General features: G+C 38.3%; 22 protein-coding genes. 9 read left to right on the top strand and 13 right to left on the bottom strand.

The genetic code is table 11. The features are described from left to right. Positions 1-27 precede the first annotated feature (27 nt). The 7 genes from ACLI50_RS15445 to ACLI50_RS15475 all read right to left on the bottom strand — a co-directional run bounded on the left by ACLI50_RS15445 (position 28) and on the right by ACLI50_RS15475 (position 9,805). Positions 28-3,837, bottom strand: coding sequence for a hypothetical protein (locus ACLI50_RS15445; RefSeq protein ID WP_411414162.1), 3,810 nt, complete (start codon positions 3,835-3,837; stop codon positions 28-30). Between the two features lie 6 nt (positions 3,838-3,843). After that, positions 3,844-6,021, bottom strand: coding sequence for a hypothetical protein (locus ACLI50_RS15450; RefSeq protein ID WP_411414163.1), 2,178 nt, complete (start codon positions 6,019-6,021; stop codon positions 3,844-3,846). Between the two features lie 13 nt (positions 6,022-6,034). Further along, entirely contained in the window at positions 6,035-6,793 is a 759-nt protein-coding gene (locus ACLI50_RS15455; protein ID WP_411414164.1) for a leucine-rich repeat domain-containing protein, read from the bottom strand. Positions 6,794-6,801: 8 nt separating this feature from the next. Continuing rightward, positions 6,802-7,443 (bottom strand): leucine-rich repeat domain-containing protein, encoded by a 642-nt coding sequence (locus ACLI50_RS15460; protein ID WP_343640824.1) that lies wholly within the window; start codon positions 7,441-7,443, stop codon positions 6,802-6,804. 227 nt (positions 7,444-7,670) lie between these two features. Then, positions 7,671-7,841: a hypothetical protein gene (locus ACLI50_RS15465; protein ID WP_167497887.1), complete on the bottom strand. Its 171-nt coding sequence runs from the start codon at positions 7,839-7,841 to the stop codon at positions 7,671-7,673. Between the two features lie 234 nt (positions 7,842-8,075). Further along, on the bottom strand, positions 8,076-9,113 hold the full coding sequence (locus ACLI50_RS15470) for a patatin-like phospholipase family protein (protein WP_137904442.1): 1,038 nt from the start codon (positions 9,111-9,113) through the stop codon (positions 8,076-8,078). A 191-nt stretch (positions 9,114-9,304) separates the two neighbouring features. Beyond that, entirely contained in the window at positions 9,305-9,805 is a 501-nt protein-coding gene (locus ACLI50_RS15475) for a M15 family metallopeptidase (RefSeq protein WP_110008332.1), read from the bottom strand. A gap of 223 nt (positions 9,806-10,028) precedes the next feature. Here ACLI50_RS15475 and ACLI50_RS15480 point away from each other — a divergent pair, with 223 nt between their 5' ends. The 6 genes from ACLI50_RS15480 (at position 10,029) to ACLI50_RS15505 (ending at position 16,228) form a co-directional block, all read left to right on the top strand. Beyond that, a complete protein-coding gene (locus ACLI50_RS15480) occupies positions 10,029-11,612 on the top strand; it encodes a Na+/H+ antiporter (RefSeq protein ID WP_411414165.1) in 1,584 nt (527 codons plus the stop codon). Positions 11,613-11,767: 155 nt separating this feature from the next. Next, positions 11,768-13,066, top strand: coding sequence for a Y-family DNA polymerase (locus tag ACLI50_RS15485; RefSeq protein ID WP_411414166.1), 1,299 nt, complete (start codon positions 11,768-11,770; stop codon positions 13,064-13,066). Between the two features lie 55 nt (positions 13,067-13,121). Further along, positions 13,122-13,397: a hypothetical protein gene (locus ACLI50_RS15490; RefSeq protein ID WP_411414167.1), complete on the top strand. Its 276-nt coding sequence runs from the start codon at positions 13,122-13,124 to the stop codon at positions 13,395-13,397. Positions 13,398-13,621: 224 nt separating this feature from the next. Further along, positions 13,622-14,482 (top strand): complement C1q domain-containing protein, encoded by an 861-nt coding sequence (locus tag ACLI50_RS15495; protein ID WP_411414168.1) that lies wholly within the window; start codon positions 13,622-13,624, stop codon positions 14,480-14,482. Positions 14,483-14,492: 10 nt separating this feature from the next. Further along, a complete protein-coding gene (locus tag ACLI50_RS15500; protein WP_411414169.1) occupies positions 14,493-15,305 on the top strand; it encodes a hypothetical protein in 813 nt (270 codons plus the stop codon). An 8-nt stretch (positions 15,306-15,313) separates the two neighbouring features. Next, the gene (locus tag ACLI50_RS15505; protein ID WP_411414170.1) at positions 15,314-16,228 is read left to right on the top strand and encodes a hypothetical protein; all 915 of its coding nucleotides are present in this window, start codon (positions 15,314-15,316) and stop codon (positions 16,226-16,228) included. Here ACLI50_RS15505 and ACLI50_RS15510 read toward each other — a convergent pair whose 3' ends face one another. The 4 genes from ACLI50_RS15510 to ACLI50_RS15525 are packed head-to-tail and all read right to left on the bottom strand — an operon-like array spanning position 16,229 to position 19,552. Further along, positions 16,229-17,788, bottom strand: coding sequence for a tetratricopeptide repeat protein (locus ACLI50_RS15510; RefSeq protein ID WP_411414171.1), 1,560 nt, complete (start codon positions 17,786-17,788; stop codon positions 16,229-16,231). It abuts the gene before it with no gap. Between the two features lie 13 nt (positions 17,789-17,801). After that, positions 17,802-18,146, bottom strand: coding sequence for a YdeI/OmpD-associated family protein (locus tag ACLI50_RS15515; RefSeq protein WP_411414172.1), 345 nt, complete (start codon positions 18,144-18,146; stop codon positions 17,802-17,804). Between the two features lie 21 nt (positions 18,147-18,167). Continuing rightward, positions 18,168-18,413, bottom strand: coding sequence for a DUF1801 domain-containing protein (locus ACLI50_RS15520; RefSeq protein WP_411414173.1), 246 nt, complete (start codon positions 18,411-18,413; stop codon positions 18,168-18,170). A gap of 8 nt (positions 18,414-18,421) precedes the next feature. Next, complete coding sequence (locus ACLI50_RS15525) at positions 18,422-19,552, bottom strand: serine hydrolase domain-containing protein (protein ID WP_411414174.1); 1,131 nt, start codon at positions 19,550-19,552, stop codon at positions 18,422-18,424. Between the two features lie 98 nt (positions 19,553-19,650). Between ACLI50_RS15525 and ACLI50_RS15530 the strand changes: the two genes are divergently transcribed. After that, entirely contained in the window at positions 19,651-20,979 is a 1,329-nt protein-coding gene (locus ACLI50_RS15530; RefSeq protein ID WP_411414175.1) for a M48 family metalloprotease, read from the top strand. A gap of 154 nt (positions 20,980-21,133) precedes the next feature. Here the strand turns inward: ACLI50_RS15530 and ACLI50_RS15535 are convergent, their stop codons facing one another. After that, positions 21,134-22,663: a hypothetical protein gene (locus ACLI50_RS15535; RefSeq protein ID WP_202841819.1), complete on the bottom strand. Its 1,530-nt coding sequence runs from the start codon at positions 22,661-22,663 to the stop codon at positions 21,134-21,136. An 82-nt stretch (positions 22,664-22,745) separates the two neighbouring features. Further along, positions 22,746-24,287, bottom strand: a complete 1,542-nt coding sequence (locus ACLI50_RS15540) for a glycine--tRNA ligase (RefSeq protein ID WP_411414176.1) — start codon at positions 24,285-24,287, stop codon at positions 22,746-22,748. A gap of 284 nt (positions 24,288-24,571) precedes the next feature. On the opposite strand from ACLI50_RS15540, the gene ACLI50_RS15545 reads away from it, so the two are divergent. Then, a complete protein-coding gene (locus ACLI50_RS15545; RefSeq protein WP_202841817.1) occupies positions 24,572-25,270 on the top strand; it encodes a pseudouridine synthase in 699 nt (232 codons plus the stop codon). A 394-nt stretch (positions 25,271-25,664) separates the two neighbouring features. After that, complete coding sequence (locus tag ACLI50_RS15550; RefSeq protein WP_411414177.1) at positions 25,665-26,702, top strand: quinone-dependent dihydroorotate dehydrogenase; 1,038 nt, start codon at positions 25,665-25,667, stop codon at positions 26,700-26,702. The last annotated feature ends 10 nt before the right edge of the window (positions 26,703-26,712 follow it).

The raw sequence follows: 26,712 nt of genomic DNA on the forward strand, positions 1-26,712 counted from the left end.
ATTAACCGCCATTTTGTTGAATAAATATTAGCCTAAAGTGCTGGTGTCTTTTTCTCCATGCTGTAACTGTGCATCTTCATCTAATCTGAAACTTGTTTCAAACTCCAGTTCTGATGGGTTTTCACAATTCTCAGGGGCATTTTCAGGGAAAATCGGTAATGGCTGATTTACCGGAAGTCCTGTAGATTTATCCTGAAGGATCGTTAGGGTAGTAGGGATTCTGGTAATCCAGTATTTACCCTGAGGCTCTCCGGTTGGCTGTCTCATTTCGTCCACGATACTCATGTACATTGGATCTCCGATTACCGGAACAGAACCGCCATTCCAGATCAATCCTGTTTCAAGGAAGAACTGAACAGCTGCTTCGAAACCTGGTTTTACGGTAACGATAATCCTTGCCATACCTGCCTGCAGGAAACTTCTGAACAATGGGTCCATACTTTCGCTGATATAGAATTCCTGCCAGCTCTTACGGTTGGCCCAATAGTAAGGATAGAAGGTATAATCCATGATTTCCCATTCAAATGCCTGCTCCATGAACTTGGCAAGGGCTGTATATCTGTCCAGATTTTCATTCAGGTATACCTGGAAATTATCCATGGTTGTTTTCTCATCAGCACCGTTGGTTGTTTCCTGACCTAATGTATAAAGGTAATCCTGTAATAAATAAGCGATACAGTTGTGCTTTAAGACATCATGTTCCATATAGCGGTAGAAAGTATCCTGTCTTTCTTTAAGCTGAGCTTCTTTTTCTTTTTGCTCTGCATCCAGCCTTGCCTGATCTTCCTGGAATTTGGCATAAGCAGCTTCATAGGCTTTAATAATATCATTAAAACTGTCTGTTTTCCACTTGTTGATAAAGGCATCGCTCAGCTCACAGTTCACAACAACTTTGATGGTATAACTTCTTACGTTGTGGCCCTTCACCTGGAAAGATACATTACCTGTGATATTGAAACCAGATGACCCATCGTCAAAATTAAGGTCTCCACCACGTTCAGAACGGCCAATCATATCTCCTTTTAAGTTAGAGAACATCACTTCAGAATAACGTGACCCTGACCATCCACCACCTCTGTTTCTGGTTGATCTGCAGGCAAAGCTTGCATTTTTTCCGGCATAATTGTCCGGGATGGTAAACTGTGTATAGTCAATTCCAAAATCATCATTTGTCTGAGGAACGCTGGAAGCAGTATGAATTACTTGTTTGGTTGCTTCCGGGAATGCCTCTAAAGTTACTCCGTATTCCTGAGCCCAATGCTGGATCTGTACAATCGTTGCAGATTTTGGATCTGCCATTAACCATGGTTCCGGTGCTTTTCTTGGATCTACAGGAGCTTTAAGTACCTGAGCTTTGGCAACAGTAAGAGCCAGACGGTGTAATCTTGAAGGTTCAGGAACCATAAATTCAAACATCGTACGCTTACCATAGTTGTAGATCTGGTTTTTCATTTTCTTGTCGATCCATCTGTAAACTCCGGTAATGTGTTTAGGCTGTGCAGCTTCAGCATTATCAGTGTTGGTTACCTTTCCTCTGTTATCATATTCATGAACATTGGTTTCCGTATATTCCTTGATGATTTTCTGAACTCTTTCTTCTGAAATTTTAGTAAGAACTCTTTCCATTGCTCTTTCTGTAATTTCCTGAGATTTCATTACGGCTTGTCTTGTACTGTCGTGCTGTGCTGAGTTATTGGCATAATCTGCTCCGATTTCAAACTTCATGGCACTGTCATTTCCATAGCTGAATCTTGTGTAGGCAGAAATACTCTGCTGCTTTTCAATTTCTTTCGCAACTTCGGTCTGCATATCCGTTCTGGAAGTTTTGGAAGTGTCTGACATCTTCTCTGTTTCCTGAGATTTGGAAGTTGTATCTGTAATTTCAGAGTACTCTCTGGAAACGGAAGACTTATGTCTCAGTTCGCTTGCCATAACGTTCTCAATATTGGAAACCTCTCCCGGAACATAAGCATGAACACTTTGCACGACTTTCATATAATCTGCTACGCCCAATCTTTTGATCCCGAAATTTTTACGTTTTTGGGTTGTACCTGGTTCAGGTGTTCCTGGGTTTTCCACTGCTGCACGTTTTAAAGTCAGCATTCCGGTAAGATTTAAGTCTTCTTTCAGATATTGTGTGGCAATCTCTCCATAAGCCTGGCTTCCGTTATCAAAAATAATTTCTATTTTGAAACTAAAGCTGGTTCTGAATCTGTTTACCAAAGCCGCAGGTAAGGTAATTTTATTATCAACTACAGAAATATTGCTGTAATTTTCTTCGAAAGTTCCGGCAGCATCTGTTGTAGCCGTAATTTTAGCATTGGCAACGCTCCACGAAACATCTTCAACTTCAAAAGAAAAATTAACAAATCCTCTGCTGCCTGCTACTACGTAAGCACTGTGAGCATATAAGCTGTATGCCATCGGTGTTCTGGCTGTATTCTGAATAAGAGGTATTGAAGCTCCGCCGATATTGGCATACTGTTGTTCCGGAAGAGGACTATTTTGAAGTGCGGTCTCCATGGAAGCAGAGATATTGTTTCTTACAACAAATAAAGCATCAGCATAGCTTTCAATCTCATCATCAAGAACAATGGTCTGAGCACCCATTCTTAAGGTGTCGTGCGAAAGGATCTGAAGACTGTCTGTATCTTCTGCCACAGAAGTTAAGCTGGTTGTAGATTCACCGAAAAGTTCTACAAAAAGGTCGAAAGATTCTGGAGAAAGCTTTGCCTGCAAATCTTCCAAATTGATTTCATTTTTGTACGTAAATACGAAAGGAGCAACTTCATATTCTTTCAAAGTGCTGTAAAGACGTTCTTTTTCTTCTTCGGACATGTCCGGAGTGATTTTACTGTCTACTTCGGCCAGCTTTCTGTCATAGAGTTCCAAACGCTCTTTGTTTTCTGCCATATATTTGGAATACTCGTCCTGGTAGGCCTGATATCTGGATTTATAGAACTTTTTCTGAAGTTTTTCCAGCTCGGAATTCAGTGTGTTCAGAGATTCTTTTCTGTGGATCGCTTTGCTGGATACAAAAGAAGCTCTTGCTTCAGATTCTAATCTTTGAACCGTTCTTGCTGCCAAAGCAGGCTCGGAACCTTCAGCGTTTGCAGATGAAACTAAAGATGCCGTTTCCGTATCCTCTGAAAATAGAATGGTAGGAAGTATAATTTTTCCATCCATTGCCTTCTCCAATGGTTTTTCTCCATTAATTTTGATGATTTCCTGATCAGTAAGGTCCTGATTGCTGGCAAAGCCAAGCTGAATAGCCATTAAAATGTGGCTGATGGCTTCTTTAATATAGAAATCTCCCTGGGTAACAATCTGATAAATATAATTATTCCAAAGCTGGGAAAATATAGCAATTCCTTCTGCGTTCAGCTGTCTGTTGGTATTAATAAGGCTTTTGTAATAATCCGTAACGAACGTCCAGTCAGCGCTTTCTAATGTTTCTTTTTTAGAAAGCTTTCTTCCGATCATCAGAAGGTCTTTAAATGCTCCTTCTTCGATTTTCTTCTCGCTTTCGAATCCGGAATTGTTAAACTCACCGGCAGCCCTTTTCATAGCTGTAAATTTTAAAGTTTTGGCAGGTCTTCCAACGACTGCTGTATCAAAGACACCGGTGACTCCTTTAGGTCTGTGGATAAATCCTAAGTTTTTGTCTTTAATTTCTGTTAATTGCGGGTTTCTCAGACTTACAAATCTGAAAAGTGATTGTGATGCGTTATTGGTATTCATAGGGTTTGTTTCTTTGTAGTTAATAATTCCTTCTCCTATTAGGGATTTTCCGACAGTAAATGCTGATTTTACTGTTGATGTATTATTTGTTGACATGGTTGATTATTTTTTTGTGTATTCAAGGGTTAGGGTAAATGAATTGATAAGAGAATAATTGTAATCAGTTACATTCAGCAGCTCAATAATGGCTCTTTCTCTTTCGATTGTGATATAGGCTTTTGTTCTCCATTGGTTACCTGCAAATGCAGCTTTAAGATCATCCCATTCTGTAAACATTTCATTGGAGATAATGGTTTCAAGGTCCGGGAATTCAGGTCTCAAATCGATTTCACCTGTTCTCGGAATCTGATTCAGATACAGGGTCTTTTTATAAACAGGCTTACCGTTAATCCATTTTCCGCCTGTCAGTTCTTCTTTGGTGCTGTAGGAATGCTGTTTGTCTGCATATTGTTTCTGGATGTAATCATTTTCCTGGGCATTGTCTCCAAAATAAGTTTTAGAACTTAATCCTCTGGCATTTGATACCTGATGCTCTACCATAACAGGTTCATCTGGATAATTGCTTACCATGATTCCTTTTCCGTCAGAATGATCGGTAAAGCTCGTTAAAGAAGCTCCGGCATTACTTAAACTAAGTTTTGCACCATAAGCTCTTGCCAATACACCATTTTCTTTACTTACATCTACACTGGAGGCATTTGTTCCATCTAAATTGCCTGAAAACATCATTACAGATTCAGGAAATAAACCGAGTGCACTTTTTACACCATCAAGTTCATTAGTTCTGTAAATGATTCTCTCTTCCGGGTCTTCATCTGTAAACTGGATATTACCTGTCACTGGAGCTCCCGTCCCAGTTCCTGTTAATGAAATGAAATCAGTAAAGTCCGATAAGTTTTTATATCCAAGTACATTACCGGCGTTCAGAACCGCTACTTTTGTATAGGTGTTATCCGCTAAAGGTGTTCTTTTTGCAGAAACCACAGCATCAAAATCCAATGTTCTTGCAGCAAAGTCTCCACCAATTAAAGGCGTTACAAAATCATGGCGTCTTGCTACCGGATTGGATTCAATCACCAGTTTGTTGAAGGTTGAACCTCCTAACGGGGCATTACAGCCGATAACAACATTGTTGTCACCCCAAACCCCCATAGCATGTGTAGTGGAGGCGGCATTATATCCAACAAAAGTATTCGATCCCCATGCACCCGAAGTTGTCGCTTTTCCATGAATATTTCCCGCAAAAGCACCTAAAAAGGTATTCTGGGTTCCATTAGTTAAGGAATAAGCGGCTCCAAGCCCAAGCGCAGTGTTATTAGTTCCGGCAATATTTTTGTTTCCTGCCTCATCTCCGATATACGTATTTCCATTTCCTGTTGTTGTTTCAGTTCCCGCCTGTGTTCCGAAAAAAGCATTGAAATTACCTGTTGTAAGTTTAGTTCCGCTTGAAACACCCGTTGCGGTATTCCATCTTCCCGTAGTGGTTTCATTTAAAGCATAAGAACCAAGTGCTACGTTATTTGCTCCGGTGGTTAATTTTGATAATGTATTATAACCAATTCCCAATCCGTAGGCTCCGGTGTGATCCGTATTCAAATTTCCAAACCAGAAGGAATACGTTGTAGGACTGAAATTGATTTCGCCTGCTCTGCCCTGGCTTGGCTGAAAAATAATAGGTTTGGTTGTTCCGTTACCTCTGTCGATGACATTTTGTAAATTATCATTCCCGCTAAAAGTGGGTTTGTCAGAAAGGTCATTATAACTGCCTGTTACAGCTACTTTTTTCAGGATAACTTTTTCCTGTCCTTCCTGTGACAATGTAACACTTCCATCTGCATTGGTGGTGGGAGTGATACTGAATTCCGAAAGATTAATCTGAAAGGCAGAGCCATCATTCTGGGTAATGGTAATAATATTTTGAGAGGCATCATATGAAGCATTCTCAATACTGATATCACGGGTTACCAAACTGCTTAAATCTACCGATTTACTTTGCTGGACACCATTCTCACCTGTATAAAATACCGTTAAGATATTTCCATTTAATTGCGGAGCCTGAATAGCTGTCTGCGTTTCAATTTTTTCTTTCCAAAGCTGAGCATTCTGCGGATTTATATTGGATGCATTTGCATCTGCTTTTTGTGACAGATCATAATCTAATTGAGCTGCAGGAATCTTTTCATCTTTGTGCCAGTATGAATCATGCCATTCCCAGAATTCTTCCTGTACCGGGATATCTCCGTTTTCGAAATATTTTTTTAATTCTTCTTTTGTTTTCATTTTTCTAAAAATTTTAATTGATGAGTTTTCCTCCCACGATTTCCACTGTGCTGTCAAAAGAATAAGGTAAATAGGTCGTTTCAGGGCCTAATGTTACTTTTGTAAGCTGGTTAACTCTGAAAGCATTGTTTTCAATTTTGAGTACACTGGCCGGAATTGTCACTGAGGTGAGTTGATTACTGACAAAAGCATCCGATCTAATTTCTGTTACTCCATCGGGAATCTCAACAGATGTCAGTTTATTGACAGAGAAGGCTCCCTGTGAGATCATTGTTATTCCTTTAGGAAGGCGAACTTCTTTCAGCTGATTGGCTGTAAATGCCTGTATTCCAATATTGATAACGCTGTCCGGAATAAATAAAGACGTCAATCTGTTATTGTAAAAAGCCCAATTGGGAATTTCGGTTACCTTTGGAGGAATTGTAAGGGTTGTTAGGCCTCCGTTACTAAATGCGCTTTCCTGGATACTTGTTACGGAGTCGGGGATTTCTACATCAGTTACCTGCAGACCTGCGGCGAAATTTTTGGGAATAGTGAGTGTTCCTTCTTTTATCACAATTTTTCTTTTTGAAAAGAAGGCTAATGAAGCATTTTTATCAGCATCCATTTCAGCATAGAGTATGTTGAATGTACCATTCTCCAGACCTGCAATCTTGCGCATGTCAATTTTCTCATCCTTATGCCAGTAAGCGTCCTGCCATTCCCAGAATTCTTCCTGTTTTGGGATATCTCCATTTTCGAAATAGAGTTTTAATTCTTGTTTTGTTTTCATAATGTTATTTACATGTCAATGATTAAACTTCCACCCACAACTGTTGTTTGGGCATCAAAAGCATCAGCGTAATATTGGGTTGAGTTATCCAGCCTTACATACAATAAATCAGGATTATTGCTAAATGCTTTGGAACCAATCATGGCAACCGTAGAGGGAATAGACAAAGAGCTGATTTTGTTATAGCTAAAAGCTGAATTTTTAATTTCTATGAGACCTTCAGATAAGGATAATGTTGTGATTTGATTGTTAGAAAATGCATAATCATAGATGGTTTTAACCTGAGCGGGAAGATGTACAGACTTAATAAGGTTATTGCCGAAGGCATCTTTTCCAATGGTAGTAACGCTGTCAGGAATTGATATTTCCGATATCCCTGTATTAAGGAGAAACCTTTCAGGAATGGATAGTGTTCCTGCTTTAATAAATACTCTTTTGACTTGTAAATGAGCCAGGGAAGCATTTCCATTTTCATCGATCTCAGCATAAAAGTCATTAAAACGTGGTAATCCGTTTTCCAGACCTGCGATTTTTGCCATATCGATTTTCTCATCCTTATGCCAGTAAGCGTCCTGCCATTCCCAAAAATCTTCCTGTTTTGGGATATCTCCATTTTCAAAATAGAGCTTGAGTTCTTGTTTTGTTTTCATAAAACTTGTGTGATTTGTTGGTTAATAAATTGATTGTAGTATCCCTTTTTTAGTGGAGGATGCACTTTTTGCTATATTTTCAGACATAGTTCTGGCTGTCCAGCATTTTGTGAATGGTGAATTCAAAGGGGTTCGGGGTTGTTTAATGAGATTGCTGTGCGTGTATTACAGAGATTTAAAGGTAATGGCGGACAGCGTCAGAACTTGTCGTGTTTTTTTAATTTTATTTAAAAAATATCTTCTTCAGGTATTCCTTTTTCAAAATCTTCTCTGAAGAAGTTTTCAATGTCGTTGAGATAGTTTTCATAATCCATCTCAGCATTTTCGATATCACTCCATTCTATCGTATAGAGATCTTCATCGATGAGTATATCTGTATTGTGATCTGGTGTTTCCATGTTTTGTGTGATAAGGTGTTGGTTATATTTTTTGAACATATTTCAGGCTGTTCAGCATAGGGAAATGTTGAATTCAAAGGCTTTTTAAAGTTTTTTTAGATTGTTGTTCTGTGTCTTTTTGATACTCCAAAGGTAGTGGAGCGAAACGACAAAACTTGACGTGTTTAAAAAAGATTTTTTAATTTTTAAATATAATCTTAATAACTTATATAAGGTAGTTATAAGGCAAAAAGCTTATATTTTATTTTTGATGAGTTTCTGAACAATCTGGTTCAAAGTTTCTCGGTTATCATCAATATAGCTCAGTCCGGCCTGTATCAGATTCTCAATATTGGATCTTCTTACATTATCCATGGCGGGAGAAGCATTTTTCAGTGAAGGATTCAGACGATAATAATTTTTTTGATTTCTAAGTCCCAGAGTCTGAAACATCTGTTCCAGCTGGTAATCTACTGTTTCCGCATTGGCAGACATCAAAATGTCAACAATAGGGCTTACCCAGCCAATTTTTCCTGCTTTTTCCAGTCTTTTAAAAGAGTAGGGCCTTGCTTCGATCCCTGTTCCGATGGAAACTATTATCATATCGTTTACCGTGGGACGGTTAGCTTTCTGATGATTTTTTAAAACTTCTGCAAAAGGAATCTTTCTGGCCTCTGCATAAGCACACAATGCGGGATTATTGGCAAACATACCGCCATCAATCAGACTGAAAATCTGGCCATACATTGATTTAATCTGAACAGGACTGAAATACGTAGGAGCTGCTGAAGTCGCTCTGCAGATATCTCTTACATAGAAATTGTCTGTGCTGAGGTTGGCTTTCCAGGAGTTGAAAAGCTTTGCTCTTCTGTTTTCTATATCATAACTTGTTATCAAACAGGGTTTTATTAATTCTTTTAATTCTAAATTTCCAAAGAAATCATGTAAATTTTTTTCCAGAGCTTCCTGGGAAATTTTTTCATTCAATAATCCGAATGGATTAACCAGTTTTTCCCAAAAGGAAACCTGGAAGATGTCGCCGCCCTTTTCAGCATATAATTCCAATCCTTTCTGAATAGAATATTTTGCTTTTCGGGTTTCATCAGGAGAGAGAATAATAGAAGCAATCAGACCTCCGGTGCTGCTGCCAGCTACCAGATCAAAATAATCTCCCAGCTTGGCGGAAGGCTTATCATAATACTGGAGCTGTTCTTCTATGTAACGCAGAATAATGCAGGTTACAATTCCCCTTATTCCACCTCCGTCCAAAGAAAGAATGGTTGTCTTTTTCATGTGATATTTTTAATGGTTTGTTAAAAGGACACATGCAATCTTACATCTACAGAATCTGTTTAATATTTTAAAAATTGTGGAGATTCCATACTTAGATTTCATTGCTTTTTTTGTTGTTTTCTTATAAAGCAAAGGTAGTCTGGGGAAGCGACAGAACGTGTCGTATTATATTTAATTTCAAATAAATGAGACTAAAAAATAACGTAATTCTGCTGGTCTTTTGGCATCTTCAAAAGCGTTCTCCAGCTGGTTTTTACAGGTCCTTTTTTAGAGGGAATTGTCTTTTTTTCAAAGTGGGGAAGGTCTTTAAATGTTTTCCAGTTTCCGCCCCAATCCCAGCCGTGGCGGGCAAAGATTTTTACACATTCGTACCAGTCTGCAACGTTGTCATTATCCCAGTCTTTTGCCGTATCCCAGCTTGCTGTTTTTCCGTCAATCATAAGACAGATATCTACTGCAAGGCCATAGTTGTGAATGCTTTGCCCTGCCTTGGCATTGGTTACTTTTTTTCCTGAAGTAATTCTTCCGATTGCATAAAGCTTTTCCTGCTCTTCAAAAGATCTTAATCCCTGAGTGATCCGCACTTTGGCTCTTCCGGTAAGTGCTTCATCACATTCCTGTATAATTTGCTTCACTTCATCTCTTACCAACGGGTGAAGTTTCTGAATCCGTTCTAAGGTTACTTTGTCCATATTTCTTATTTTCTTGTAGAACAAAAGTATAGCGCGGATGCGACGAAACTTGACGTGTTTTATTTAAAATTCTATAAGTATTCAACCTGAGGTGAAAAACATAAAGTAAAAAGATTTAGAAGGAGATAAATTCATCCGTACACAAAAAAATAAGAAAAAATTGTTTTTAAATTTTTAAAAATCAAATAGAAGTAGTAAATATGACGGATAAAACACAATATCAATGCATACCATCCTACCTTTTTTATTGGCCATGATTGTGGCTATTGTGCTGCTCAATATGTGGGCTACAAAATTAAAAATTGCTTATCCTGTTTTACTCGTTGTATTCGGACTGCTTGTTAGTTTTGTGCCAGGTCTTCCGGTGGTAAAGATCAATCCGGATCTTATCTTTTTTATCTTTTTGCCTCCTCTTTTGTTTGAGGCTGCATGGTCAATTTCCTTTAAAGAAATGAAAAGATGGTGGCGTATTATCGGAAGCTTTGCTTTTTTAGTGGTCTTTTTTACAGCGCTGGCAGTAGCGGTGATAGCGAATTATTTTATTCCCGGATTTACACTTGCTCTCGGGTTTTTGCTGGGAGGTATTGTGTCTCCACCAGATGCTGTGAGTACAGGAGCCATTATGAAATTTGTAAAAATACCATCCACTACATCTGCGATTCTGGAAGGAGAGAGTCTGTTGAATGACGCTTCCTCTCTTATTATATTCCGTTTTGCTCTGATTGCTGTAGGAACCGGACAGTTCGTATGGCAGGAAGCTTCTCTGGATTTTTTATGGATGGTAATCGGAGGCGCAGGAATCGGGTTAGTACTTGCATGGATTTTTGTACAGGCTCACAAACGGCTTCCTACAGAAGCTGCTTCTGATATTGCCCTGACCCTTATTGAACCGTATCTGATGTATTGGGTCGCAGAGCAGTTTCACTGTTCCGGAGTTTTAGCTGTAGTTTGTGGTGGGTTGTATATGTCTGGAAAACGAATGATATTTCTAAACAGTACCAGCCGTATCATGGGGTATAGCGTATGGGAAAGCTTCGTATTTATTCTGAATGGCATCGTATTCTTAATAATAGGGCTCGAGCTTCCTGAAATTGTTGGAGGGCTGCGGTCAGAAGGAATTCCTTTGAGAATTGCTATCCAATATGGAGTGTTGGTGACCGGTATTCTGATTGCCGCCAGAATCATAAGTTCTTATGCCGCCATGCTGGCTACATTGATTTTCCGGCCAAGTGTTGCTCCCCGTGCTTCTTCTGCAAGAAGACGTCTCCTGATGCCTTTGATGCTTGGATGGACAGGAATGAGAGGTGTTGTCTCACTGGCTGCTGCCCTGGCCATTCCGATTACCCTTGAAAACGGACTTCCTTTTCCCAACAGAAACCTTATCCTGTTCATTACTTTCGTGGTAATCTTGCTTACCTTACTCGTACAGGGACTTACTTTGCCTTACTTTATAAAATATGGACATGTATTTGATGATTTCACAGATGAAGAAAAAGATAAAAAGACAAGGGAAGAAATAAAATATAAACTAAAGCAGCATGTCTACCATTTTCTTAAAGCCAAGCATGAAACTGAACTGAACAGCCATGCAGGATTGGAAAGAATGCTGAAACAATGGGAAGAAAAAATACAGACCAATAATACCGAATGGATGAATGAAAAGACCAAAGATATCTTTTTTGAAATGCTGGAAAGCCAGAGACAGTTTCTTTCAGAACTGAATAAAGATATTTCCGTCAATGAAGAAATTATCCGTCATCAGCTCTATCAGCTCGACCTCGAGGAAGAACGGCTGAGGATGATTTAATCTATCATATAATTTGTGTTTTTGAAAACAAAATTACTGCGCTAATGCGACAAAATATGTCGTATTATAAAATTTTATTCGTTTGTTTTTCAGAGTGTTAAATATGATGTTAATTGTAGCTTAAAAGATGGTTTTATTCTTTAAAAGCTATAATTTTGTATAGATTTTACTATACAATTGTCATGTACGCTCTGGTAGATTGTAACAATTTTTTTGTTTCCTGTGAAAGGACTTTAGATCCTGATCTTGAAGGCAAACCCGTTGTGGTTCTTTCCAACAACGATGGATGTGTTGTGTCCAGAAGCAAAGAAGCAAAAGATCTGGGAATTCCTATGGCTGCTCCTGCATTCAAGTATAAAGAGCTTTTCCGGAAACATGATGTGAAAAGTTTTTCTGCAAAATTTGAACTGTATAATTATAAAAGCCAACAGGTTATTAATATTGCCAAATCTTATGTGCTTGACCATGAAGTGTACAGTATCGATGAGCTCTTTCTTGATTTGACAGGTTTTAAATACATTGATATGTATGAATATTGTCTTAAGATCAGAAATGAGATTAATGAGAAAGAAAATATTCCGGTAAGTATAGGAATTGCACCCACCAAAACTTTATGTAAAGTAGCCAACAGGATCGTAAAAGAATTTCCGGATAATTTTAAAGGAGTTTATATTCTGGATACTCCTGAAAAAATTGAAAAAGCTTTGAAATGGCTCAATATAGGAGATGTATGGGGAATAGGACGCAGGCTTGCTGCTAAAATGAATGACAGTGGTGTTTATAAAGCATGGGATCTTCTTCAGAAGCCTGAAATGTGGGTTCGAAAAATCATGGGAATTCATGGAGTAAGAATGGTCAATGAATTGAAGGGAATTCGTCAGCTTGAGCTGGATGCTCCTTCACCTAAAAAATCTATCGCAGTTACCCGAAGCTTTATGCAGATGCTTACAAAGAAAGAAGAAGTACGGGAAAGGGTAGAAACTTTTGGAATGTATTGTTCGGAAAGACTCAGAAAGCAGAACACTTGCTGTAAAATGATAACTGTTTTTGTACAAACCAACCGGTTCAGAAAAGACCTTCCTGAATACAAAAATGCAATGACCCGGATCCTTTCCAATCCTACCAATTCGTCCATTCTCATCGGAAGAGTGGTTAATGAACTTTTTGAAGCCATTTACAGAGAAGGATTTCATTATAAGAGAGCAGGAGTAATGGTAAATGATTTTGTACCTGAAGATCAGAGACAGATCAGCCTTTTTGAAGAAGATATTCAAAACCAGCATCTGCCTGTGATGAAAGCAATGGATGCCATGAACAGAAAGTTTGGTAAGGATAAGGTACGTCTGGGAAGCATGAGTGGAGAAAATACCTTCGGCCGTGCAAAGCTGTCTCCTGAATATGAAGCCTTTTTAAAAAAGAATACATTACCGGAAGCGAACTTCAGATTTCATTAAGAATCATTTTAATTCAAAAACTCTGTTTATTTTCCCCCTTATTATTTCTTATTGAATGGAAAATAAAATACCTGAAATCAATAATTTAATACATAAACTTGCATTTGAAGACTTTTCCGGATATGAATTTGTAGATTACTGGGACGCAGATACTACAGCTTTAGGGCTGAAGAAGGGAAATGTTCTCATTTATATTTCAGCATACGACTATTTTAAAACCAATGGCTATGATGTCATTATTGAGGAATCTGAAACAGGAACAATATTGAGATCGGAGTATAGGAGATCATATGATGAACTTATTAATGACATCCAATCTTTTCTGAAATAATCTTTTTCATCAAAAAACATAAATCCTTAAAATTTCTTACGAAATAAGGTTCAGTTTTATGGTAAAATAATAAAATTCCGTATTTTGATAATGTAAAATAATGTTCTATTTTGCTTATTATCAATATTTTAAGTATTTGTGTCTTAAGCGGGGCTATTGTGTGGGATGTGCTTTTACATTTATCTTTGACCAAGAAATGTACTCGTTTTAAAACCACAAATTAAATGAAAAATCTAAGTATTTTGATGAAGGGAATTCTGGTTCCCTTATGCTTTACCATAAGCTATTCAAAAGCTCAAGTAGGTATTAATACTTCAAGCCCTCAAACTATTTTCCATGTGGATGGGGCAAAAGATAATCCCTCATCCGGAGCTCCATCCTCTACCCAAATTTCCAATGATGTTGCCATCACTTCTGCCGGAGAAATCGGAATCGGAACTTTAACACCGGCCACCAGAATCGATACGCGCTCAGCTAACAATACTGATAATGCAATCGGAATTGGAGAAACCAGTCAGACAGCCTCGACTGCAGGCGGAGGTGCTGTACGGTATAATCCGCTGAATGGTGGAAAGATGCAGTATTCGGATGGTATTGTATGGCAGGATCTTATTTCTTCCCCAACAAAGGCAGTAGTGGTAGCCAACCTTCAGGCTGCGAACTTTGCCGTTAAAATTCCCTATCAGACTGCTACAGGTATTACAGGCTGGACAGAGGTTTCCGATCCGACAGGAAATTTTACTCCCGGAACAGGTGTTTTTACAGCGCCAAGAACAGGAGTATATCTTGTTTCTTTTACGTATGACTTTGTAAGAATTCCTATTGTTTCAGGCTATTTTTCAGAAGCAAGATATGTTGTAAACGGAAGCACTACGATAAAAAAATGCGTGAAATCTTACTCCAATATCTCAAAACAGGCACAGGTGGCAGGATCCTGCGTTGCAGGCGTTCAGCTCAATAAGGGAGACACGCTTCAGCCGTATATCTATCAGTCTGTCTATAATGGCAACCTGAGTCTGAGAACCGATACTTCTTCTGCAAGCAATGAATATGGCTTTGTAAATCTTTCTATTCTGGAACAATAACACATTGAATATGATAAAAAAATTAGGACTGGCCCTGATCATTTGCAGCAGCATAGCGATGAAGGCCCAGATAGGAATCAATATGTCTTCCCCGGAAGGAGCAGTACATATTGACGGACAGAAAAATACAAATACCTCAATACTTTCCAGTTATTATGATGATGTAGTCATTACTTCTTCCGGAAATGTAGGAGTAGGGAGAAAATCTCCCAAAACAAGACTGGATCTGAGATCAGGGGAACGCCTGAATGCTATTGGCATCGGAGGAACTTCACAATCTGCATCTGCAGCAAAGGCAGGAGCGATGAGGTATAATTCCGGAACTCAGGATCTGAGCTATTCCAACGGAACAGCTTGGGTAGCACTGGCTCATAAGGCTCCCAATGATTTTGTGGATGCTGAAAATGCTTCCATACAAAGTTTCAGCAATGGAGTACAGACTGCCGTTACGGGCTGGACTAAAAAAACAGATGTGAACAGCAGCTTTAATGCCGGTACAGGTACTTTTACAGCTTCAAAAACAGGGGTATATATTGTATCCTTTACCTTTTCACTGGCTTCCGGAAGTATTGCAGACGATTCAAGATATGAAACCTTGATCCAGACCAATTCTACCTCTTCCGCAACCGGTAAAGTTTTCAAATGTGTAGGAAGTTATCCCGGAAACAATACCATTGGAAACCGCGTCGCAGGAAACTGCTCAGGTATTTTCAACCTGAACCAGGGTGATAATATTACCGTAAGCCTGAATCAGAAACTGGGAAGTTCAAAAACCCTGGATACCGATTCTACGCTTACCTCTTTAAGTATTTTCGGATTATAAAAACATACATGATGAAAAAAAATTGTTTACTGATTTTAATGACGTTAAGCTTCCAGTGTGCATTTTCACAAATTGGAATCAATACCCCAAATCCGCAGGGCATTTTGCATATTGACGGACAAAAAGATAATCCTGCTTCAGGGGCTGTATTTACTCCAGCCCAGCAGAGTAATGATATCCTTGTGAACAGTGCAGGGAAAATAGGAGCAGGAACTTTGAACCCGGCAGTAAAAGTGGATGCCAGAAATTCCGGAAACGGAGCCATTGGTTTTGGAACATCTGCCCTTACAGCCGCAGCCGCAGATGAGGGTGCCGTACGGTATAACAACGGTGTGGAATATTCCAATGGAAATGAATGGCTTCCTTTGCTCACAGCACAGTCTGCCAGTAATAAAGTAATCGTTATTGCAGCCAAAACGACCAATAATGTAAAACTGACAACTCCTGCTGCTCCCACTATAACTGCGGGTTTACAGAACAGAGCAAGTAATTATCTTGTAGACTGGAGTAAAACTTTTGAGAGCAATTCCGGGACGAGCTTTAATGCTGCGACAGGTATTTTTACAGCTCCCAGAAATGGAATTTATGTAGCCACTTTCACTACAGATCTGGCTCCGCTGGCCATTAATTATACAACGGATCCTTTAAATCCTATTCAGATAGAAGCCATCTGGCAGCTTTATGATAATACGGGCGGACTGGCTGTCACCAATATTATCAACACCGTAAAATGTGCCAATACCATGTCCTCAAACAGCGTAGGAAATATTGATGCAGGAAGTAACTGTACCGCTTCATTCTACATGACAGCAGGGCAGAGGCTGATGCCTTATATCTGGTTTAATTTAAATAATTCAAACCTCGCGAATTTTTCACTCAACAATACGGGTGGCTATAATAATCTTACCATAGCAGAACAGTAATCAGGAGATTTCATCAAGGGTTTTGATAAAAGCAGACGGGTGAAGTCCTGTAATCTTTTTGAACTCAAGAGAAAAAGCACTGTGGGAGGAATATCCCGTAATTTCTGCAAGGTGATTGATCTTATACTTTCTGTATTGAGGTTCATTTTTCAACTGGTTAACAATGTAATTGATCCTCAGATGATTAATGTATTGGTTGAAATTGAATTTCTTATGTTTCTTAATAACCGTTGAAAGATATTTTGTATTGATATTCAATGTGTTGGCAAGATTGTAACGCGAAATGTTTTTGTTGTTAAACTCAAGGTTTTCTTCAAATATTTTTAATCCCTGTAATATGTTTTCCTCTACTTCCGGCGAAATTTTTATTTCTGATGGAGTAGAGGTATTTTTTGCCTGAATATCCTCAGAAATTTCCTGTGGATCTTCCTCATAAATAACAGGAGAAATGCCTTCTCTGTAAATTCTGGAAACAGCTTCTTTATGTTTTTTACGGAGACGGAGGCTATTGAAAATCACAGCTCCTGAAACAATTAATAATGCAAGGCACGCAATAATAAGCCCTTTTGAGACAGAATGGCTTTCATTGAGCTGCTTATGAAAACTCTCTTCTTTTTTAGAAAGTGTTTTGTTGACGGCCATGGCCTTGTTGTAAGCAATGCTGTCTTTTAATGTAAGATTTTCAATTTTATATTTTTCGGTATTGGTATCGTCGTGAAGCTGGGCGTAGGCTTCTTCAAGATTTTTAGTAACCTCAATCTTTTTTTCATTGAACCCATACCGGTCTACAATGGCCAGGGATTTCTGATAATAAAGCACCGCACTGTCCGGTTTATTCTGTTTTGAAAAAGAAAATCCGATATCATTCAGGATGTTTGCCCGAAGATAATAATTGTTTTCCCCTACCAGCGAAAGGGCTTTTACAAAATAAGGTTTAGCCTCCCTGAATTTTTTTATCTCAGATAAATTATATCCCATATTGGTATAAGCGGAAATCAGCAGTTCATTTCTTCTGTTGACATTCTTAAGCTTCTGAAATTCCTGTATGGCACTTTTGGAATAATACGCTTTCTCTTTATACTGTCCCTTGTTAAGAAGGATCAAAAAAGAATTATAGATCATTCCTTTCAGCTCATGTCCTTCCTCGGTATTATTATTTTTTACTTCAGCAAGTGCATTCCGGAGGCTGGTAGAAGACTCTTTAAGTAGCCCGAGCTTTGCATATTGAGTTCCCTGCATTCTGTATGCCAGCGCTTTTCCGATGCTGTAATCGCTTTGGGTCGCTATTGTAAGCGCCTTATCTGCAAAATCAAGACTTTTCTCAGCATCAGATCTCAGATAGCTGTTGAAAGACTTTAAATAATAAGCTTTTGCTAAAAATTCCGGGAGATTTCTTTTCCGTGCAGAATCTATAATCTTATTCAGAACGATTTCTGAGCTGTCCGGATTTTTGGACGATAGTGTTCGGGCATACTTATATTGTCCCTCAAAATCAAATTCCTGAGCGAATGTAAAAATTGAAATAATCAGGAAGAAAAAGAGAATAATTTTTTTCTTCATTGTGTGTGTTTTTTTATTTTTTCTGGTACTTCCAGTTGCGGCCTTTACCTTCGGCTATCCATTCCAAAGACTGTTCCAATCTTTTATTTCTGGTAGCTTCTGTTTTGGCTTCTGTAAGCCATGCAATATACTCTTTTCTGAAAGATGGTGAAGCTTTTTCAAAAATTTCTTTTGCTTTCGGCTGAGCATTCAGGGCAGATTGAAAATAATCAGGAATTTCCATTTCTATCCTCGATGGAGGTGCTTTTTTCATCATTACACCCATATCTGTAAGCTCCATGGCTTCTTTAATCGCTCTTTTCAGCTGAGGTTGGGATGGAAGATCTTCAAGACGGGTTATTTTTCCTAAACTGAACATTGAACTTTTTTCAGTATTTGTTTATATTTCCTGTAAAGTTTTCATTTCCTGATGCAGCCAGAATCCAAGGCTGCAATATTGCTTGAAAGCGGTGATGGAACATAAAATCTTCCCTTTATACATGAAAGTGGGAAACTTCCATTTGATGGCTTCTTCCGCATCGGGGCAGGCTTCATGAATGATTTCACGAAGATAATCTAAGATAGGTTTTGCAAAATCGGGAGATTTTTCAATGTATTCATCAACTTTTGCGCTATGTTTTTCCATACTGTTTATCAGAATAGTTCTACAATTTCATTCACAAGGAATTTTACCTGGTCAGGTCTTCCTCTGTCATTCTTAGGATTGTTGGAATAGCTTCCGGTTTTTACAATAACCATATTATGCTCCGGAACCATGATAATATATTGTCCCTGTAATCCGAGGAAATAATAATGTTTGACAGGATTGTCATGATTGATCCAAAGTCCCATTCCATAAATGTTTTGAGACTTTTCAGTAGGAGTTCTCATCTGTTCAATAAAGTCTGCATTGAGAATCTGATGATCTCCGGCTTTCCCATCATCCAGAAAAAGTTGTCCCAGTTTGGCAAAATCTCTTGCATTGGAATGAATACAGCAATAGGCTTTTTCCATACCGTGATCATCTGTACTCCATTTGGCATTCTGTTCCATTCCCAGAGGAATCCAGAATTTTTCGGATAAATAGGCGGCCAGTGATTGATTCAACGCTTTTCGGAGTGCAAAACCAAGAAACTGTGTCGAGCCGCTTTGATACTCAAATCTGACTCCGGGTTCTTCTTTAAATCTCCGGGAAAATACAGCTTTTACAAGGCTTTTTCCATAATAGGCTTTAGTATTGGGCAGAAAAGGATTGTTGTAATCTTCATTCCAGTCCAGTCCGGCTTCCATCTCGGCCAAATTCTTAAGGGTAACCTGATTTCCAAAGGGTTTGTTTTTAAATTCGGGATAAAAATCTGAGAACTTTTCATCCAGAGTTGGAATAATTCCTTCTTCCAGTGCCTTTCCCAGAAGCATCACCGTCACTGCTTTTGCCATAGAAAAAGAATTGGTTTGTGATAGCTGATTGTAGCCGTCCCAATACTGTTCATGAAGAATTTTTCCATTCCTTATCACTACCAAAGCAGCTGTTCTGGAGCGTTTTAAGTTTTCAACTAAATATTTAGGTAATTCTGTTTTATTGTAGTCCGGATCTTCCTCCCAGAGTTTGGGTTCTTCTGTTGCAACAGGATTGCTCGGGAAAAGATTTCCATCATCAATATGGGCACTTGATTTTCCTTTCAGATAGGTTTTGGAAATGCCATTGAATAAATAATCATATCCCAGAAAATAAGCTGCTGCCGCACCGGCTACAGCCCCGCCTATCATATATTTTAGTATTCTCATTTTTTATGAATGGGTCTTTAACAAATTTAAAATAATTTGGTTATAAAATTTAAAATGAATCAGCAAATAAGTTATTTTTGTTCTTATTGATGAAAACTATGACCAGAAAAATTTTTGTATTGGGGTACTTCCTGTTTTCAATCCTGGGAACAGCCCAGATTTATAAACCGATAGATACTGCAGATTATATACAGAGAAAAGCATTTTTAAAGAGTTTTGAAGGGAATAATGAAGCAACTGTAAAGAGATTAAAGTCCCAATATTCCGGAAAAACAGGCTCTGAATTATCCAAAATTTATAAAGAATTCGGAACTGATTTTGAAAAGCAGGTGAAGAATAAGGATTTTATTTTTAAATCTGAATTTGAAACCAGCATACAGTCTATGATTCAACGTCTTAAAAAGAATAATCCTACAATTCCTCACGATCTGAAAATTCTGATTGCCAAAGACAACACTCCCAATGCCTATTGCCTTGCTGACGGAACTTTTGTCATCAATATGGGGCTTTACAGCTGGCTGAATAATGAGGAACAAATTGCTGCAGTGATTTCCCATGAGCTTGGACATAAAATAGAGGAGCACTCCCTGAAGACTTTTTTGAAAATTATAGAACAGGATAAACAGGATAAACTGGTAGTTGAGAATATCAAATCCACTACGACAAGCAGAAGCCAGAGCCAGAACCAGAAGGCTTTCGATATTTTTAAAAACAGAGTCTACAAGAAAAGCGTGGAAAGAAGACAAAATGAAATACAGGCAGATTCTTTAGGGTATGTTATTTTTAAAAACAGTGATTTCAGGAAAACAGAATTCGTCAATGCTCTTCAGAGGTTACAGGATTTTGATACGATCTCTCCACGGGAATTAAAGGTGGAAACCTATAAAAAACTGTTTAATCTTCCCAGGCAGGCATTCAATGAGAAATGGATGAAAAAGGAAGATTTTTCCCTGTACAATTATAACTTTTATAAAGAAAAGCTGAACAAAGATTCTCTGGCATCGCATCCTGAAGTTTCCAGAAGAATAGAAGCGCTTAAAAAGACTTTTACAGAGCTTGGTACTCCTGTGAGTCCGGAAAAACCTTCAGATCTTTTTTTAACATTAAGAAAAACTGCAAGGATGGAGATTTTACCCAATTATTTCCATTCGGAAGATTACGGACTGGGAATCTATGCTGCCATGCAGTTTCTGCAGGATGAAGAGGAAGAAAAATATTATAAAAGCTGGCTGGGAAGATGTTTCTCCAAAATATATGAGGCGAGAAAAAATTATAATCTCAACCGGTATCTGGATAGAATAGAACCTAAAAATCAAAGTGAAAGCTACCAGCAGTTTCTGAACTTTATGTGGAACTTAAGCCTTGATGAAATAAAGAATATAGCAGACTTTTATCAGACGAATGAGACGCTGGCAAAAGTAAACTGATTTTAATTATAAATGATTGAAATCTCAAAATAGGAACGGGCTATTATCCTGAGCTTAGTCGAAGGAGCCTGTTTTTGAAATAATAAAAATTCCGCTGGCTTTAGCCTAAACACAAAAGAAAGAACCCTGATGTTTTGTCAGGGTTCTTATTATTTTAATAATTTAATTTCTCCAGACGGATTTTATTGAATTTCTCTTTCTCGTTATACTCACGAAGCAGGATATAACCTTCTTTTCCTACATATGGCGTTACTGCATAATTATCTTTTTCAGAGATCGGAATAATCTCCTGTTTGAATTTTCCATCAATAATGGTATTGATAAACAGATTCCATCTTTTTTGTTTGGTGACTTCATCTTTTTGATAGTCACGATAGAAAAACACCACATCTTTTCCTCCGTTAAGGTACTGTGAAAACAGATAATCGCTGTTCACCCATTTTGATTTTTCCTTTTCAAAAACCTGAACATTTTTCACTTTAAAATCCTTATCCGTGTAGATGTACACAAGATCAGTCGTCTTTGGTGCGTTATACTGACCGGCCGGCTTATACTTTTCTGATAAAATACCCACACTTCCATCATTCATAAAGTACATGTCTTTAGTCTGAAGCATGTATCCGCTTTCTACCATACCATTTTTATTGAGCTTCGGGAGAAAAGCAGAGATGTTGGGCTCATAATTAATTGTTTTCGTATCTACAGAGAAATCGGATTTGTTGAGGAGCATTCTCGCAAACCCTACTGATTCTGAGTTATCATAGTTTCTTCCCAGCAAAACTACTTTATCATCAAAGGTTTTATCATTATCAAGCTTTCTGTAATTGGAGTAGAAAGATTCAATATTGTCTATGGTATCATCAGATAATCCGGTAATGGGTTTGCTGGATTTCTCTTTTCCGGTTTTCATATCAAGAACCATGAGGCTGAATGTTTTCTGCTTGTCATTCACTTTTTTCATAATGCAGTACATATTGTTCTCATCCCTTTCCAGAACAGAAAGGGTAGTGTACAGTTTTTTGCTGCCGTCTGTGTTGTATTGATACCTCCAGATTTCCTTTTTGTTTTCATCAAACCTCATGAGGCTGTTGCTGTTTTCATACTTGCCGTAATCTTTGTATTCAACAGCAAAATAACCGCCTTCTTTCAGTTCTCCTACCGCAGAAACGTAGTTATAGCCTTTCTCTTTTTTCTCATCACGGTTTTCCTTACGTTGTTCTTTCCAGCTCTTCGGTTCGTTGATCTCTTTGAAAGTGCCGTTTTCCAGATAATCATAATATATTTTTCGGGTAATAGAGTTGGTTTTCGGATCGATTACCATAGAAACCGGAGTAAAGACTTCTTTGCTCTTCACAAGAGAATAATCCATCATGGAAGGCTTTAAAATAATCTGACCTTTAAAATCAACATATCCCAGATAAGAAGCAGCCGTGATATCTCCCTCAAACTCTTTATTGGCAACAGGGTTGAGGTTTTTATCAAGAATTACATACTCAAATTTCTTGGTCTTGTCACCGGATTTACCATAAGAATAGAGAGAAACGTAACCGTACAGATTGTCTTTATCATCGAATAGAGCATTCATCCCCACATGGTCGCCGGCAGCGAGAGTTGTCAGGTCCTGAGTTTGGGAAAAAGCAAATGTCTGGATCAGACCAAACATCATCAGCGTTATTTTTTTCATGGTTAAAATTTGAGGGATAAAAATAATAAATTAACCCATATGTTGCGAAAAATAAAAAAGCCCTGAAACCAGGGCTTTGTAACTATAATTGAGAAAGTAAATTTCTGAAGTTCGTTTTTTCATCAATGATTCTTCTCAGCTCTGAAACAGGAACTCTTTCCTGCTGCATCGTATCTCTGTCTCTGATGGTTACCGTGTGATCTGTAAGAGAATCGTGATCCACAGTGATACAGTATGGAGTACCAATGGCATCCTGTCTTCTGTAACGTTTTCCGATGGCATCTTTCTCTTCATAGAACAGGTTGAAATCATATTTCAGATCATTGAAGATCTTTTCAGCATATTCTGCTAAACCATCTCTCTTCATCAATGGAAGAATAGCTGCTTTAATGGGTGCCAATGCCGGAGGTAAAGATAAAACCGTTCTTTCTGAACCGTCTTCCAACACTTCGTCTCTTAAACAATGAGAGAATATGGAAAGGAATAATCTGTCTAAACCTACTGAAGTTTCCACTACATAAGGAACATAATTTTCGTTTCTTTCAGGATCGAAGAACTGTAGCTTTCTGCCGGAATGTTTCTCATGAGCTTTTAAGTCGAAATCTGTTCTTGAGTGAATACCTTCCAGTTCTTTAAATCCGAATGGGAAGTTAAACTCAATATCAGCCGCAGCATTAGCATAGTGAGCAAGCTTTTCGTGATCGTGGAATCTGTAGTTCTCATCTCCCAAACCTAAAGCTCTGTGCCAGTTCAGACGTTTCTGCTTCCACTGTTCGTAGAATTCAAGTTCTGTTCCCGGAGCTACGAAAAACTGCATTTCCATTTGTTCGAACTCACGCATTCTGAAAATGAACTGTCTCGCAACAATCTCATTTCTGAATGCTTTACCGATCTGCGCAATACCGAAAGGAAGCTTGTGACGTGAAGTTTTCTGTACGTTTAAGAAGTTAACGAAAATACCCTGAGCCGTTTCAGGTCTCAGATAAAGATCCATAGCACTGTCAGCAGAAGCTCCCAGCTTTGTCCCGAACATCAGGTTGAACTGTCTTACTTCAGTCCAGTTTTTAGAACCTGTATCAGGATCTGCAATTTCAAGCTCCTCAATCAAAGCTTTTACATCAGCAAGGTCTTCATTTTCCAGAGATTTTGCCAGTCTTGAAAGAATAGCCTCTCTTTTTGCTCTGTATTCAATAATTTTTGGATTGGTAGCTACAAACTGATCCTTATCGAAAGCATCCCCGAATCTTTTCGCTGCTTTTTCGATTTCTTTATTCTCTTTATCTTCAATTTTAGCACAATAATCTTCCACCAAAACGTCTGCTCTGAAACGTTTCTTAGAATCTTTATTATCAATCAATGGATCGTTGAAAGCGTCTACGTGGCCCGATGCCTTCCAGGTTGTTGGGTGCATAAGGATCGCCGAATCAATGCCGACAATATTTTCGTTAAGCTGTACCATAGCTTTCCACCAATATTGTTTGATATTATTTTTTAGTTCGGCACCGTTCTGTCCATAATCATAAACAGCGGATAAACCATCATAGATCTCACTCGATGGGAAAATAAAACCATATTCTTTAGCGTGAGAAATCACTTTCTTGAAAACATCTTCTTGCTTTGCCATAATTTTTTTACGTCTGAAATGCAAAAATAGCAATTTGGATCCAAAATCATGAGATTCAATAAAAAAAGCAGTTAATAAACAGACAAATATTGACAATTTAATTTTTCAGGAGCCGGGAACCCGCTCTCCGTTGCAATTCCTCGCTCGGCGGCTCTGCTTCGCGCCGCCGTCTCGCTGCGGGATTTTCTCTCAGATCGGGGCTATGATAAAGGAATGTCTAAACCTGTTAGGTTTACAAAGATGGCAGCATATAATATCAATCCAAAAATCTTTACTTTTGCCGGATGTTAGAAATTCTTTATCGTGACGAGCATCTTATTGCCATCAACAAACCCAGCGGGTTACTGGTTCATAAATCTTTTTATGCCGGAGAAGCTGATACCTATGCTATTCAGGAATTGAAGAAACAGATCGGGCAAAAAGTGTATCCCGTACACCGGTTGGACCGGAAAACTTCGGGGGTTCTGCTGTTTACTCTGGATAAAGATACTCTTAGAATCATGAGCGAGCAGTTTGCATCACGCGATGTGGAGAAGAAATATCTGGCCATTCTTCGTGGCTGGACAAAAGAAGAAGAAACCATTGATTATGATTTAGTTAATGAAAATGAAGTCACACAAAATGCTGTTACGTACTATCGTCGGTTGCAGACTTCAGAAATAGATTTACCTTTTTTAAAACATCAGACTTCGAGATATTCTTTGGTAGAAGCCATTCCTGAAACGGGAAGATTTCATCAGCTGAGAAAACATTTTAAACATATTTTGCATCCGATCCTGGGCTGTCGCAAACATGGCTGCAACAAACAAAATAAGTTGTGGCTTCAGACATTTGACATCAACAAAATGACGCTTCATGCCCATCAGTTGATTTTTAACCATCCTGTTTCTAAAGAAAGAATTACAATAAATGCCGCTATAGATGAGGAATTCAAAAGAGTAGGAGATATCCTGAATTTTGATCTGAGTGTGTACTCTTCATGAAAACTTTAAGATTTTAAATATCCTTGTCAAGGTTTTAAACCTTGACAAGGATGGGATTTCTAAGTATCCCATTCCATTTAACAGATAACATAGATTTCTCTGTACATATTGTTTTAACGCAATGCTCGCAAAGTTATTGATAAATAGCTTTTATTTCCGATCGCGAAGGCACTTCGTTCAGCAAAGGCTGATAGTGTGAACTTCGCTTAATGAAACGCCCTTGCGAACCAAATGTTTTCATGATTGTCCTATTTCTTTGCGGTCGTAGCGTTTAGAAAATTATCTCACCAATATGTATATCTTATAGATGCTGTATATGAGATATTTCGATAAAATATCCTACATCAATCTAGCATTAATTTTAAAATGAGTAATTTTGTAAAACTTTTTTTCAATGTACAAATCGCTCATTCGTCCGATCCTTTTCAAATTTGATCCTGAAGAAGTTCATCATTTTACATTTTCAATGCTTAAAAATTTTGGATTTCTTACCAAACTGCTTTTACCAAAACCTATTGAAGACAAACGTCTGGAAAGAGAAGTCTTTGGATTGAAATTTAAAAATCCTGTAGGAATGGCTGCCGGTTTCGATAAAAATGCAGTGTTATTTAACGAATTGGGAGATCTTGGTTTCGGATTTGTAGAAATAGGAACCGTTACCCCGAGAGCGCAAGCCGGAAATCCTAAGAAAAGATTGTTCCGTTTGATTGAAGATGGTGGGATCATCAACAGAATGGGATTCAATAATGATGGTTTTGAAGCAGCTATTGAAAAACTGAAATCCAATAAAGGAAAAATAATCATCGGTGGAAACATCGGGAAAAATACAGATACAAGTCCGGAAAATTATACGCAGGATTACTTAGACTGTTTTGAAGGTCTTCATCCTCATGTAGATTACTTTGTATTGAATGTGAGCTGCCCGAACGTAGGAAGCCACGCGAAACTGGAAGATGTAGACTATCTGAGAGAACTGATTACGGAAGTGAAAAAAATAAACCAGTCAAAATCTGTACAGAAACCTATATTACTGAAAATTGCACCGGATTTGAATAACAATCAGTTAGACGAAATCATTGATCTGATCGCTGAAACAAAAATAGATGGTATTGTAGTTTCCAATACATCCGTGAACAGAGAAGGCCTGAAAACCTCTCCGGAAGTTTTAGCACAGATAGGAAATGGTGGATTAAGCGGAAAGCCCATCCGTGAGAGAAGTACAAAAATGATCAAATACCTTTCCGATAAAAGCAACAGGGCATTTCCAATCATTGGAGTAGGAGGAATTCACTCTGCTAAGGATGCGATGGAGAAGCTGGATGCAGGGGCTACACTGGTTCAGTTATATACAGGATTTATTTATGAAGGCCCGCAACTGATCAACGACATCAATCAGGAATTGCTAAAAAGAGCCAGCAGGTTGCCGAGATAAAATAAAAGAG

This window comes from Chryseobacterium cupriresistens (genome assembly GCF_046614675.1).
In the GTDB taxonomy this organism is placed as follows: domain Bacteria; phylum Bacteroidota; class Bacteroidia; order Flavobacteriales; family Weeksellaceae; genus Chryseobacterium; species Chryseobacterium cupriresistens.